The organism is Nostoc sp. C110 (assembly GCF_043099725.1).
In the GTDB taxonomy this organism is placed as follows: Bacteria; Cyanobacteriota; Cyanobacteriia; order Cyanobacteriales; family Nostocaceae; genus Nostoc; species Nostoc muscorum_A.
Genome location: NZ_CP171148.1, coordinates 7,057,474 through 7,070,347 on the forward strand (window position 1 = coordinate 7,057,474; position 12,874 = coordinate 7,070,347).

The 12,874-nt window shown below is 40.5% G+C and carries 11 protein-coding genes and 1 pseudogene; 4 read left to right on the forward strand and 8 right to left on the reverse strand.

The window, feature by feature from the left end; all coding sequences use genetic code 11:
- Window positions 1–2: 2 nt before the first annotated feature.
- Window positions 3–368: a hypothetical protein gene (locus ACFFRD_RS35265; RefSeq protein WP_392480587.1), complete on the reverse strand. Its 366-nt coding sequence runs from the start codon at window positions 366–368 to the stop codon at window positions 3–5.
- Window positions 369–952: 584 nt separating this feature from the next.
- On the opposite strand from ACFFRD_RS35265, the pseudogene ACFFRD_RS35270 reads away from it, so the two are divergent.
- Window positions 953–1,114 (forward strand): annotated as a pseudogene (locus ACFFRD_RS35270) (IS5/IS1182 family transposase); the annotation flags it as partial.
- A gap of 410 nt (window positions 1,115–1,524) precedes the next feature.
- Window positions 1,525–1,719: a hypothetical protein gene (locus tag ACFFRD_RS35275; protein ID WP_392480589.1), complete on the forward strand. Its 195-nt coding sequence runs from the start codon at window positions 1,525–1,527 to the stop codon at window positions 1,717–1,719.
- A 175-nt stretch (window positions 1,720–1,894) separates the two neighbouring features.
- On the opposite strand, the gene ACFFRD_RS35280 is transcribed toward ACFFRD_RS35275, so the two are convergent.
- The 7 genes from ACFFRD_RS35280 to ACFFRD_RS35310 all read right to left on the reverse strand — a co-directional run bounded on the left by ACFFRD_RS35280 (window position 1,895) and on the right by ACFFRD_RS35310 (window position 10,163).
- A complete protein-coding gene (locus ACFFRD_RS35280; RefSeq protein ID WP_114081350.1) occupies window positions 1,895–2,134 on the reverse strand; it encodes a hypothetical protein in 240 nt (79 codons plus the stop codon).
- A gap of 161 nt (window positions 2,135–2,295) precedes the next feature.
- Entirely contained in the window at window positions 2,296–3,279 is a 984-nt protein-coding gene (locus ACFFRD_RS35285; protein WP_392480591.1) for a polysaccharide deacetylase family protein, read from the reverse strand.
- A 225-nt stretch (window positions 3,280–3,504) separates the two neighbouring features.
- Entirely contained in the window at window positions 3,505–4,389 is an 885-nt protein-coding gene (locus tag ACFFRD_RS35290; protein WP_392480593.1) for an aspartoacylase, read from the reverse strand.
- A gap of 52 nt (window positions 4,390–4,441) precedes the next feature.
- Window positions 4,442–5,497 (reverse strand): glutathione S-transferase family protein, encoded by a 1,056-nt coding sequence (locus ACFFRD_RS35295; RefSeq protein ID WP_392480595.1) that lies wholly within the window; start codon window positions 5,495–5,497, stop codon window positions 4,442–4,444.
- 300 nt (window positions 5,498–5,797) lie between these two features.
- A complete protein-coding gene (gene rbsK / locus ACFFRD_RS35300) occupies window positions 5,798–6,730 on the reverse strand; it encodes a ribokinase (RefSeq protein ID WP_392480597.1) in 933 nt (310 codons plus the stop codon).
- A gap of 58 nt (window positions 6,731–6,788) precedes the next feature.
- Window positions 6,789–8,096 carry an Nramp family divalent metal transporter gene (locus tag ACFFRD_RS35305; protein WP_392480598.1) on the reverse strand — a complete coding sequence of 436 codons (1,308 nt, stop codon included), beginning with the start codon at window positions 8,094–8,096 and terminating at the stop codon, window positions 6,789–6,791.
- Between the two features lie 378 nt (window positions 8,097–8,474).
- On the reverse strand, window positions 8,475–10,163 hold the full coding sequence (locus ACFFRD_RS35310) for a SulP family inorganic anion transporter (protein ID WP_392480600.1): 1,689 nt from the start codon (window positions 10,161–10,163) through the stop codon (window positions 8,475–8,477).
- A gap of 370 nt (window positions 10,164–10,533) precedes the next feature.
- Between ACFFRD_RS35310 and ACFFRD_RS35315 the strand changes: the two genes are divergently transcribed.
- Both ACFFRD_RS35315 and ACFFRD_RS35320 read left to right on the forward strand, forming a co-directional pair.
- Window positions 10,534–12,342, forward strand: a complete 1,809-nt coding sequence (locus ACFFRD_RS35315) for an ABC transporter ATP-binding protein (protein WP_392480602.1) — start codon at window positions 10,534–10,536, stop codon at window positions 12,340–12,342.
- 52 nt (window positions 12,343–12,394) lie between these two features.
- On the forward strand, window positions 12,395–12,823 hold the full coding sequence (locus ACFFRD_RS35320; protein ID WP_392480603.1) for a hypothetical protein: 429 nt from the start codon (window positions 12,395–12,397) through the stop codon (window positions 12,821–12,823).
- Window positions 12,824–12,874 lie beyond the last annotated feature (51 nt).

A 12,874-nucleotide genomic window follows, 5' to 3' on the forward strand; every position in this document is an offset into this window, starting at 1 on the left:
CTTTAATGTATCAAAGATTGAAAAGTTTCTAATGCTGAAGGACGATTACCTTGTTGATTAGCTTGATAGGGTTGGTTTTGTACGAAACTAGGACCATTATCAAACAAGCGAAATCTTGGTCTTCGCGCTAGTAGCTGAGGTTTGTGTGGATCAACTGCTACAGTTTGTCTGTTTCCTGTAATAGCTTGTATCTTTTCACTTAAACTAGAGGAAAAATTAATAGTATCTACAGGGTTCATAGCCTCCTTAACTGGAATATTTTGATTAGAGTTTGCAGCTTTTACTAGCTCAGAAACCACTACAGATGGAGCCATAATTACTAAGAACAAAATCAAATGGCTTGGTAAATTAGACACTAACTTCTTCATAATGCCTCTCTTATTAAACTCAGTAAATTATCAAGTTTTCTGATTACTAAACCAAGGTGAGTATTTTTCCAAAATTTAGAATTTTGGACAGACAACAACATTTTTATCACAGAGATTAGATGAAAAGCATTCGCGCTCTACGCGCTCTAGCTCTAATTGATATTTCTCTGCGCGTTGCTATGTTTGATTTTTAAGTATTTTTATCCCCTTTTCAAATCACAGTTTTGCAATAAAAATGCCTGATTAAGTCTTAAATTAATCCTACTCATCATACAAAAATATTATCCCAACTTTTGATAGATCAATCAAAATAAAATAGTCTATCAAAAGTTAGAAATAATGGTAGCTAAAAAAGTTAAGTCGTCGGTGAAAGGCATCACCGTGGTCGGGTAGCAGGACTATATAAGGTTCAGCCGGGATACCGATACCGTTGGCGAAATATTACTTAACATAAAAACGGCGGATTTCCCGTGTAATACATGGAGAAGATAGATATCCCTTCCCGTGTATTACACAGGAAGAAAAAATTAAGTTAGCTGCCTCAATTATCAATAAACTAGAGGAAATACGTTTGGAGGCAGTATATGTGTTTACATCCTGAAGAAATTCCTCCTATTTCCAATGAAACGGTACGTGTAGCCAAAGCCGCATTTCCAAAAGGTAATTTATATATGCGCTTGCGTGATGAACTTGGGATGTTTTATCAGGATGAAGATTTCGCATCACTGTATCCACAACGGGGTCAAATGTTGCGGAACGTGTTTTATTGATTTACCAACTTGCCCATAAATGGTATTGGGGCAATCAAAGTTTTGCACACTAAAATCAACTCTTCACCGCTTTCAATGCCTCAAGCTTGCCCATAAACAATCATTTATGGGCAAGTTTGATGAAGTGGCAAGGGTGAAAAGTCGATTCTACGGTCATAAATGTAAAAAGCTTCTTCATCATTTTTGGGCAAGTTAGTAAATCGAGAAAGTGCTTTCTGTAATTCTTCTTTACAACGTGTCCCATTTTACACGTATTTCGTCATGACCCCTTTTACAGTAATAGTTTCAGCAATGTATATCTGGAGTGATATTTTGTCAATAAAACAACGTAAGTGACCAAAAAGCTTATTATTTCGTTCACCAATTCAGGCGATTAACCCAGACTTATGAATAAGACACATAGCAAACCTACTTACGTAGATTATATTGTTAAACTTCCTGAGCGATCGCTGGAGGAGTTTTGTCGCTGGATGTACCGCTTCATGGGCAATACTCAGTTTATCTCTCCTCAATATCTAGCTGAACAACACCAGAAATTTGCCCGTGCATTAATAGATCGGTATTCTTCCAAAGCCATATAGATCGGGATGATTGACCGCCCAACTTCAACATAAATTTTTCCGTACCCAGTTTTTGTAATGCAACCCTCTTCCGAATTCGCTATAATTTTCTCCGTCAAAAAAAGACTGATCTTCCCAATTAGCAAACTACCTACCACTAACCCGATAATACGAGTTAGTGGTAGGTAGTTTATGCTCAATCTTCATGCCGTAACTGCCATACTGCACCGCAAGCGGCCCCAGCCCCAGCTAACAATCCGGTACTCATTCCTTGGATAGTTTTTTGGATCGGATCTTGAGTTAGACAGTCGCTTGTAACTTTACTGTCTTCCAAACAGAGATTACTTTCTGCCCAAGCAGCAGTACCTCCCAAAATTACACCAGTTATACTACAGCAAACAACTAGCAGCAAAAGGCGTTGAGTTTTTCTAACCATAGATAGATGTGCTAAAGATTAGAGATAGTAATTTACTTTCAATTACTTTACACATACTTGCCAGCAAATGTCAGCTGGTTTCAAAAGCGAAACAGGTCAAAGTTGATTTTACCTTTATTAAGGATACAAATTGGATTGAATCAATCGCATAAATTATATTTTTACCTTTTCTGAGGCACTAATACTGGTATTTTATGGGCATCAGCTACGGATTTGGCATGTTGTCCAACAGTCACAACATTGAACTGACTAGATATAATTTCCAAACTTTTGTTCACTATTGCCAGTTTCTTGTAGGTGGGGAGACTCATTCCAGGGAAGAATGATAACTCTGGCACATCCTCTTGACTTACAAAGTCTGTAGGATGGAATAGCAAAGAAGGCTGGACACGTGTAAGTTTACACAACCATAGGGCAATTCGGAGATATAGTAATGCAGCTTCAGAAGAAAATGTACTTATATACATGATGTAACTGAAGTGAATTGGCACCTTGAAAATTGGCATGGTGGTAACGGGAATTTCAGTCAATTTATCCTTACCCATCTTCCACTGGTAAGGTTTTAAAGGCTGCAAACCGTCTTTGAAACCGCCAAACAAGGCTTCGCGTTTCTTGCGTTCTTCCTTGCTCAGTTTACAGGTCATTAAATAATAAGCTCGTGCTATGGGCCCCAAAAACGTGGGAAAAGTTGAAGCATCATATTCGTATCCCCGTCGTGCTAAGACTTTCAATACCGCAGGTGAAAAACTGTATCCAGGCCCCCGAAAACCGATAGGATGTTGATGGGTAACGCGCTTAATATGCTGTTCGGCCAACGCCACTTCTTGTTCAATTTCATCCTCTGAATATAGGTGTAGCCAAGGATCGTGGTAGAATGAATGATTGCCTATTTCGTGACCAGCGTTAGCGATCGCTTGTAATGCCTTAGTGTTCTTTTCCAAGGCTGCATCCTGACCCACAATGAAGACCGTGATTGTCACATCCCACTGCTGAAAAATATCTAAGAAACGAGGGACTGCAATATCTAAGTAAGAGGGAAAAGTCTCCCAACCAGGAGCGCCCTGATTTTTTAGAAAAGACCAAACATTATCCAAGTCTAAAGAAAGACTGGCTATTGCTTTGTTTCCTCGTTGCTTCGTTTTCATTATAAGTTTAAGTATTTGGATAATTTTAAGCGTAAATTAAGTTTTAGGAAGACAGATTTAATAACCTGCAACTTTATTCCTTAGAAGCGACTACGACGCGCTTTTAGACATCGCACCAGCTACAGAGATTATAAATTAGATCAGCATATTTTCTAGATTATGATGCTCAATCTATATCATTAGTTTCAATAAAAAGCGATTATACAAAAAATTTTAAACATCCTACTAGATATTGATTTGCTGTTTTTGAGTAAAACACATTGCAATTCCCTTTTCGTAGTAAGCTGCCTCATTAATAAAAATCGGCCAAACGGTAGATTGACCCTCATAAACAATTGTTTTATCATCAAAAGTTATAAACATTGGCTCTCCTGGGTTCAAGGCTTGGTAATCCTTGTCCTGAAGCTCTGGATGAATCATCGCAAAGATTTTCCCATCCTGTTGTTTTGGATAGTCCACAACTGATAAATGGTCATAGAGAATCAACGTTTCATTAGTTGATGCAATTTTACCTTGATTAAACTGTTCTAGATAGTCGAGAACCGCATAAACAAGTTCTTCTGTTTGTTGGAACAACGTCGCTTTTAAGATACCTTGGGCAATAGGCCCAACCTCGATCGCAAAGCCTAATTCACACAGGGAATTTACAAATGGATTTTCTGCAATAGATTTAAAAGAGCAGCGATAAATCCTCACCAAAGGGCTAATCTGACTGAGATAAGCAGCCAATCGCAAGTTTAAGGGATGACTGTTTACCAAAATAATTGTCAGACCCATGTTAGCAGTACTGCTGTGTAAGTCTAAGATAAAATCTGCTTGTTTATTTCTGTTTGATCCTAGAGTGTCCTGAATTGATTTAGCTTGCAATTCTTCGTAACTGTTAAGAGTTGGATCTTGTAAATCTTGCTGGAGAAAACAACGATTTAAATCCTTCTCTACATATCGCCTCCCGGCGGCAAAAGCGTTAGGATTTGCCAGCAAAGTAATTGTCTCAAAACTTCGTCTAGTAATCAAGTCGGGAAATTGAGCAAATTTTTCGATTAAATAGGCCCCAGTAAACTCATTGCCATGAGTTCCACCAACAATTGCAACTCGATTAATCTGGTTCACAATCACACCAACTCCAGAATGCAGCCATCGAGGTATCAGTTCTCAATGTACATTATGAAGCATTCAGTGTGCCGATGCGATCGCGCCCAGATGGTTCATAAAGATAAGACATATCAGGCCCATCAGGAATAATCCCACCGGGATTGAGTGGGAAGAGGTTCCCGTAGTAGTCTCGTTTCACACTCTCGACATCGCAGGTATCAGCTACACCGGGAAGCTGATATAAATCGCGTAAGTAAGCTCCCAAGTTGTGATAGTCTCGAATTCGTTGTCTATTGCACTTAAACAAGCCGTAGTAGGCACTATCAAACCTAAACAACGTCGTGAATAAACGGACATCTGCAAGCGTGAGATTGTCTCCACACAAATATCGACTAGTTTGCAATGCAATGTCAATCTCATCGAGAGTCGTAAACAGTTCATTACAAGCTTGATTGTATGCTTCTTGGGTTTGGGCAAAACCGCAGCGATACACACCGTTATTTACCGCGTGATAAATTTTCTCATTCCACCAGTCAATTTTCTCTTTGAGTGCTTCTGGGTAAAGATTCAGTGTGGGATTGTTGGCGAACTCGTTAAATTCCGAGTTCAGCATGACGATAATCTCTGAACTCTCATTATTAACAATAGTTTTTGTTTGGTTGTCCCATAAAATTGGAACTGTGGAGCGTCCACTGTAACCAGGTTCTGCCAGTTGATAAAATTCAGCTAGTGTACGACAACCTTCTTCTTCTTCGTTGAATATCCAACCGCCTTCGATGGGAGAAGGAGAGACGATACATACTGATATTACCGCTTCGAGTTTTTTGAGCGATCGCACAACCAGCGTTCGATGTGCCCAAGGACAACCCAACCCAACATATAGTTTGTAGCGTCCTGCTGCTGGTGGGTGTGGATTTCCTTCTTCTGTACCAATGAACTTGCGAAACTGGCTATTAGGACGAATATATGCTCCCGACTGATTGCTAGGAGCAAGCTTTGACATCATTATCTGCCACATAGTCGTCCAGACAAATTTTCCCAGCCAGATGATGAGCTTCGGAGGGAGTGTCCTGCCCTTTTTCTTAGGGAGATTTTTTTCGTCATCCATCGGAGTCGAGTTGCTCATGGTGACAATCTTGCTTTGGGAATTCTTACAAGCTAATCGTATCAAACTTGCGATCGCTTTGCTACATCTATAACCAAGGAGGTATTGCTTTTCTAAAAGACTGCTTACTTTCCAAACTTTAATGTCTGTATCTGCTGTAATAAATTGCCAATTAATTGACTAAAAGGCTTAATGAGGATTTAGCGATATTTTGATTTTTTACTAACCTACCTTGTATCACATAAAACCATAAATTTCAAGTTTAATGTTAAGAAGTAATAGTATTTAAAATCTAGTCATAAATTATTTACTCTTACTTACTTAATCTCTGACAGATGCCTTTTCCCTAAGAAACGCATCAAATGTAAACCTATCGGGTAGCGAAGTTTGTGCGCCTGATTTTGTCGTCGCTAAAGCACCTGCTGCTGCACCCCAAACAACTGCTTGATGTAAAGAAAGTCCTGCAAAAAGTGCCGCCGTTAAGCCACCATTAAAAGCATCGCCAGCTGCTACTGTGTCAACTGCATGAACCAGAAACGCGGGGACAAAAAACTTTTCCTCAGGAGTGGCACAAAAAACACCTTTGGCACCCAGTTTAACGATCGCACATTTCACACCCCGTTGTAATAAAACTTCAGCAGCCTTTGCCGCTTGTTCTTCTCCATCTACAGGAAAACCCACTAGCTGCGCGGCTTCAACTTCATTCGGTGTAATAATGTCCACTAAGGAGTAAAGTTCATCTGGGAAATCAGATTGTGCGGGTGCTGGGTCGAGAATTACCCTAATTTTGCTTTTTCTTGCTGCTTTAGCGGCTGCAATCACAGCAGTAACCGGAATTTCTAATTGTAAAAGTAGTGCTGTCGCTTCTGGTAATAACTGCGACAATCGTTCTACATCATCTTGATTGACACACCCATTTGCACCAGGAATTACAATAATTTGATTTTCCCCAGCATGATTGACGGCGATAATAGCAACTCCAGAACTAACAGTTTCATCCACAAAAATATTATCAATCTGCACACCAGATGATTGCAAATTGTTGACAAGTTCCACACCAAAATCATCTGCACCGACACGTCCCAGCATTTGGGTAGGAATTCCCAGTTTTGCTAATGCTACAGCTTGATTTGCTCCTTTACCTCCCGAAACTTTAAAAAATTCTTCTCCTAGCAACGTTTCTCCTGGGACTGGCAATCGGGGTGTTGTTGCTACCAAGTCTATATTTATGCTGCCGAAGACGATAATACTCATTTTTGTTGATATTTTAAAGTCAATCTTTTATTTCATTTTAACTGTTACCTGATAACAATCATCCCAAAATACTTTGTAATAGCAACCAAACATTTAAACCTACGATAACAATAGCAACTAACCAGGCTAACGATTTCAACCATAAGGGATTTACAAACTCACCCATCAAGCGGCGATTACTCGTAAACATCACCAATGGAATCACTGCAAATGGTAACTGTAAACTGAGGATAACTTGGCTGAAAACTATCAAACTGCTTGTACTATTCTCACCAAAAATAATGATAGTAATTAACGCTGGAATGATGGCAATTAGACGAGTTATTAAACGGCGTAACCAAGATGGAAAGCGAAATTGCAAAAAGCCTTCCATAACAATTTGTCCTGCCAGAGTTGCAGTTAGTGTTGAACTTTGCCCAGAAGCAAGTAAAGCAATGCCAAAAATAGCGCTAGCAGCACTAACTCCTAACAATGGTGAAAGTAATTTATAAGCATCTTGAATTTCTGCCACATTCTGATTACCAGAAAAATGAAATGTTGCGGCAGACACAATTAAAATTGCTGAGTTGATAAATAGTGCTAAAGATAAAGCAAAAGTTGAATCAATTGTGCCAAAATTAATTGCCTCCCATCTTTTTTCAGTATTAGGCTGCCAACTACGGGTTTGTACAATTGAGGAGTGTAAATATAAGTTGTGAGGCATCACTGTCGCCCCTAAAATACCAATAGCAATATAGAGCATTTCTGGATTGTGTAAAATCTCTTTCTTGGGCAGATATCCCAATAAAATGCCCCCCATATCAGGGTGAGAAAATAGAATTTCGGCTGTAAAACAGATACCTACTGTTGCTACTAGCATTATTACCAGGGCTTCTGTACAGCGAAAGCCTTTATGTTGCAGGAATAATAATAGCAGTACATCTAATGCTGTGATGCAAACACCCCATACTAACGGAATACCGAATAAAAGTTGCAGTGCGATCGCACTTCCGAGTAGTTCTGCTAAATCACAAGCTGCGATCGCAATTTCACACAGTACCCATAAACAAAAGCTTACCCTTCGGCTGAAATAGTCCCGACAAGCCTGTGCCAAATCTCGCCCTGTAGCAACTCCCAAACGTACACATAATGATTGGAGTAATACCGCCATCAGGTTTGACATCAAAATCACTGTTAACAGAGTGTAGCCAAACTTTGATCCCCCAGCGATGTCTGTTGCCCAATTTCCAGGATCAATGTATCCGACTGAAACCAGATACCCCGGCCCTGTATAAGCCATCATCTTGCGCCAAAAGCTGCTGCTGTTAGGAACTCCAATACTACGGTGAACCTCTGGTAAGCTAGGTTTTTTTTCTGGGGGAGTCATTTACTTTGTCGTTAAATATTCTCATATTCTTTTCATAATCTCATGAAATATAGAATAAATATCAAGCTTTAGGTGAGTATAGATCAATACATTTTGGTTATACCCATTCCAATACTTCTCGGTTAAGCATTTTTAATTCAGAATCAGGTTTTGGAAAAAGGTTAAAGGGGAAGGGTTAAAGGTTTTTTCTTTCCCTTTGCCCCTTCCCCTTTAACCTTTAACCGAGAAGTATTGATACCCATTCCATGCGATCCTGCGCCTTATTCATGTAGGGGCAATACTCTGCGGGTAATCCGTTGAAGAACTCGTAGAGTATGCTCCGCGTCTACATGAATTGTCTCTACAGGCTTATAGAGGCATTTTCAAACACAAATAATATCAGTCATTTAATTCCATCAATTCTTTTGTTTTCAAAGCAGCCGCTACAGGCTGAGAACATTCTCGAATCTGAGGAGAGATAGAGCAAATCGCATCTGTCGTTGTTTCAAAACAATTTGATAAGCCAATTGTTTTTAACAACCCTGTTCGTTCTAATAGTTGTTTGACTTCGGGTTGTAAGCCTGTAAGAATTAAGCGGCAATTGTGCCGTTCCAAGTCATGGTAAATATCTTCTAAAGCTACTAATCCAGTTGTGTCCATATTTGGCACAAAGCGCAACCGGAGAATTAAATACTTCACTTCCGGTTCATCGCGGAGGAAGGTAGCAAAGCGTTCAGCAGCACCAAAAAATACGGGGCCATCTACGCGATAAACCGCAATTTCCTTACCTAATTCCAGAGGAGTACCAGGGGGAAATACTTCGGTTTCAGGTATTTTAACTAGGCTTAAATCGCTCATCCGTTTGATAAACAATGCTCCAGCTGCAATCAATCCTACTTCTACAGCGAGAACTAAATCAAACAAGATTGTTACTAGCCAGGTGAGAATCATCACCGCAAAGTCGGAGTAGGTAGCACGCATCAATAAACCAATGGCTTCCCACTCAATCATCCGCACACTAACTACCATTAGGATGCCAGCAAGTGCTGCTAAGGGAATCTGTGCTGCTAGGGGTGCTAAAGTCAAAACAATAATGGCTAAAGCAACACCGTGAATTACCCCAGATAGTCGGGTTTTGCCGCCAGAACGGACATTGACAGCAGTTCGAGCGATCGCACCTGTTGCCGGGATGCCGCCAAAAAATGGGACAATGATATTTGCCAATCCTTGACCAATTAATTCGCGATCGCTATTGTGTTTTTCGCTCACTGTCATTCCATCAGCCACTACGGCCGACAGTAACGATTCAATACTTCCCAGTGCAGCCAAAGCCAAAGCCGGATTAATCAGTTCTCGAATCACACTAAAATCATTCCAGTGGGGAATACCTTGAGGCATTGGTAAAGATTGTGGAATACTGCCAATTGTGGGTACATCCAGATGAAAATAAGTTGCTATCCCCGTTGCCAACACCAACCCCACTAAAGAACCTGGTATTGTCCTATTAATCCTGGGCCATAAAATGTTGGCTGCCATTACCACAATTGCTAACCCAACAGCAGCCCAATTTAGAGCTTCTACATGAGTTAAACTTTGCCAAAGCCCTGGCAAAAAGTGTTCACTACGTGGTATTTGTAAACCAAAGAAATTATTTAATTGACCGCAAAATATAATCACGGCAATACCATTGGTAAAGCCTGCCGTCACTGGATAGGGAATAAACTTCACTAGCTGTCCAAGTTTGGCAACTCCCAAGGCAATCTGGATAATTCCAGCCATTACCCCAGCAATCCAAACTTTCTCAAGGCCGTACTTGGCGACAATTCCCACCAGAACCACAGCCATTGCACCTGTCGGTCCTGTAATCTGTACTGGCGAACCGCCAAAAATTGCCGCGACAATTCCCGCCACAATAGCGGTATAAAGTCCCGCCTTTGGTTCTACACCACTCGCTACTGCAAAGGCTAAAGCCAAAGGCAATGCTACCACTGCTGCTGTTAGTCCACCCGTCAAATCGCCACGCAGTCCACTAAACCAGCGATTCAGACGTAAAAGCTGTGGTTCTTCGAGGATATTAGAGATTGCCATATTCAGTTTTAACTCTTATAGACAATTTTTTGCTGCACATATAGATGTGATATGATATGCGGCAAATTAAGCATAATACCCAAAATCTTAAAAAGCCACGGGTAAAAGCCCCTTTATTATAGACATCTCGAAAAAAAGTCAAAATTATATTGTCATTAGTTTGTAGGGTGCAGTCTTGAAGAATCCACCCATTTTGGTTTTAGATGAAGCTACCTCAGAGGTGGATAAGATTTCGATCAATTCTATTCCTTCATAAAGGACTGGGTTTAAGTGCCTCATCAGTCTGTCTGAATTAAGTCTTCAATCTTCAGATTCAGGACTCAAGACTTTGTTATGTGGTAATATCAACTGCACGAAACCGCAAAAAGCCGTGGCTACTGGATTAAAATCTCATCGGGCATCAAGAAGGCGTAAACATTCAACGCAGCCTCTCCAGCGTTTGCTTGAGTATGGACATCAGTATCGTAAACAAATTTGGCTAGCGACTACTTATTCTATCCTCAATAAATTTTTCGACTTGGCACCACCCGGCTTAATTGGCGTGGCAGTGGATGTAGTCGTTAAACAGCAGGATTCTATAATTGCCCAGTTAGGGGTACGCGATGTTTTTCAACAATTTTTGATTATTTCCTTCCTGACTGTCATCATTTGGATACTAGAATCTGTTTTTGAATACGCCTACGCTCGACTTTGGCGGAATTTGGCTCAGAATATTCAGCATGACTTGCGTTTGGATGCCTATAAACATTTGCAAGAGTTGGAATTGGCTTATTTTGAAGAACGTAGCACTGGTGGTTTAATGTCTATCCTCAGTGATGATATTAACCAATTAGAGCGTTTTTTGGATGGAGGAGCAAATGATATTATTCAAGTTTCTGCAACTGTTATAATTATTGGCGCTGCTTTCTTTATTTTGGCTCCTAGTGTAGCGTGGATGGCTTTGTCACCGATGCCATTTATCCTCTGGGGTTCTTTTGCTTACCAACGACTGCTTGCACCTCGCTACGCTGATGTCCGGGAAAAGGTAGGTTTCCTAAATTCGCGTTTGTCAAATAATATTAGTGGAATAACTACCATTAAAAGTTTCACTGCCGAAACTTATGAAGCCTCTCGTTTGGAATTAGATAGTGATGCTTATCGCCGCAGTAATGCCAAGGCAATTACTCTTTCTGCTGCTTTTGTACCGTTAATTCGGATGCTGATTTTGGTAGGTTTTACGGCATTACTCTTATATGGTGGGATGGCAGCAGTTTCTGGAAAAATGTCTGTAGGTACTTACAGCGTATTAGTATTTTTAATCCAGCGCTTGCTGTGGCCTTTAACTAGATTAGGCGAAACTTTTGACCAATATCAACGAGCAATGGCTTCTACTAATCGAGTCATGAATTTGTTAGATACTCCTATCGCCATTCATACAGGTGATGTGGCGTTACCTGTGAATGAAGTGCGCGGTGAAGTGCAATTTAAAAATGTTTATTTTGCTTATAAAGATAGATTTCCAGTAATTAAAAATTTGTCTTTGGATATTCCGGCGGGGAAAACCATTGCAATTGTTGGTTCAACGGGTTCGGGGAAAAGCACTTTAGTCAAACTTTTATTGCGGTTATACGAAGTGCAAACTGGAAGCATTACTCTCGATGGCATTGATTTGCAAAGTTTGAATTTGCAAGATTTACGACGTTGTATTGGTTTAGTGAGTCAAGATGTCTTTCTATTTCATGGCACTGTAGCAGAGAATATTGCTTATGGTAGCTTTGAGAATACAGAGCAAGAAATTATCACGGCGGCGAAGATAGCCGAGGCACACGAATTTATTATTAACTTGCCCCAAGGTTATGAGACAATTGTGGGGGAAAGAGGACAAAAGTTATCTGGTGGACAAAGACAACGGATTGCGATCGCACGCGCAGTCTTAAAGAATCCCCCCATTCTGATTTTAGATGAAGCTACCTCAGCAGTGGATAATGAGACAGAAGCGGCAATCCAGCGATCGCTAGAACGGATTACAGTAGATAGAACTACAATTGCGATCGCTCATCGTCTTTCCACTATCCGCAATGCCGATTGCATTTATGTCATGGAACATGGGAAATTAGTAGAGTCGGGAACCCATGAGCAATTGCTGGAGAAAGATGGAATTTATTCCGGCCTCTGGCGTGTACAGTCAGGCTTAAGATAACTTTCCCCCCTTCTTTGTGTTTTAATTACGAATTACGAATTACGAATTATTTATGTTTTTTGGCAATAATCAACCAGAATCAGGTGATAACAAATGGCGTGTCCAGTTGGATAGGTTTGTTAAAGCAAATCAGCAAGAATTGGCGGCGCTGTTTTGGGGATTGTGGTTAGCAAATGGTGACAGTCAAGGTACTGTTGGTATTGATTTGCAACCAACGCCGCATTTTGTTTATTGTCCGAAAGAACAGATAGAGAATTTAAATATTAAGGTTGAGAATCGGCTTCAGGAAATTTTGGGAATTGTTGAGAATCATAAGCCGGAAATAGAAGTTGTGATGATTGGCATTGGGAAGGGAGAAATTAAGTTAATTCAGTTTGCACCGGAACCAGCGCCACCGATTTGTTTTGAGCAATCTGGGAAGGATGTGGATGGGTTATTAGATGTGCTGGAAGAGAGGATGAGGGAGGAGATTGTTTTTTAACGCAGAGGGACGCTAAGGGAAGCGCAGAGGAACGCGGAGGAAGACAAGAAA

What these genes read in the sequence shown, in the direction of transcription:
- ACFFRD_RS35265 (WP_392480587.1), bottom strand. Translation starts at nt 368, where the DNA reads ATGAAGAAGTTAGTGTCTAATTTACCAAGCCATTTGATTTTGTTCTTA.
- ACFFRD_RS35275 (WP_392480589.1), top strand. Translation starts at nt 1,525, where the DNA reads ATGAATAAGACACATAGCAAACCTACTTACGTAGATTATATTGTTAAA.
- ACFFRD_RS35280 (WP_114081350.1), bottom strand. Translation starts at nt 2,134, where the DNA reads ATGGTTAGAAAAACTCAACGCCTTTTGCTGCTAGTTGTTTGCTGTAGT.
- ACFFRD_RS35285 (WP_392480591.1), bottom strand. Translation starts at nt 3,279, where the DNA reads ATGAAAACGAAGCAACGAGGAAACAAAGCAATAGCCAGTCTTTCTTTA.
- ACFFRD_RS35295 (WP_392480595.1), bottom strand. Translation starts at nt 5,497, where the DNA reads ATGAGCAACTCGACTCCGATGGATGACGAAAAAAATCTCCCTAAGAAA.
- rbsK (WP_392480597.1), bottom strand. Translation starts at nt 6,730, where the DNA reads ATGAGTATTATCGTCTTCGGCAGCATAAATATAGACTTGGTAGCAACA.
- ACFFRD_RS35305 (WP_392480598.1), bottom strand. Translation starts at nt 8,096, where the DNA reads ATGACTCCCCCAGAAAAAAAACCTAGCTTACCAGAGGTTCACCGTAGT.
- ACFFRD_RS35310 (WP_392480600.1), bottom strand. Translation starts at nt 10,163, where the DNA reads ATGGCAATCTCTAATATCCTCGAAGAACCACAGCTTTTACGTCTGAAT.
- ACFFRD_RS35320 (WP_392480603.1), top strand. Translation starts at nt 12,395, where the DNA reads ATGTTTTTTGGCAATAATCAACCAGAATCAGGTGATAACAAATGGCGT.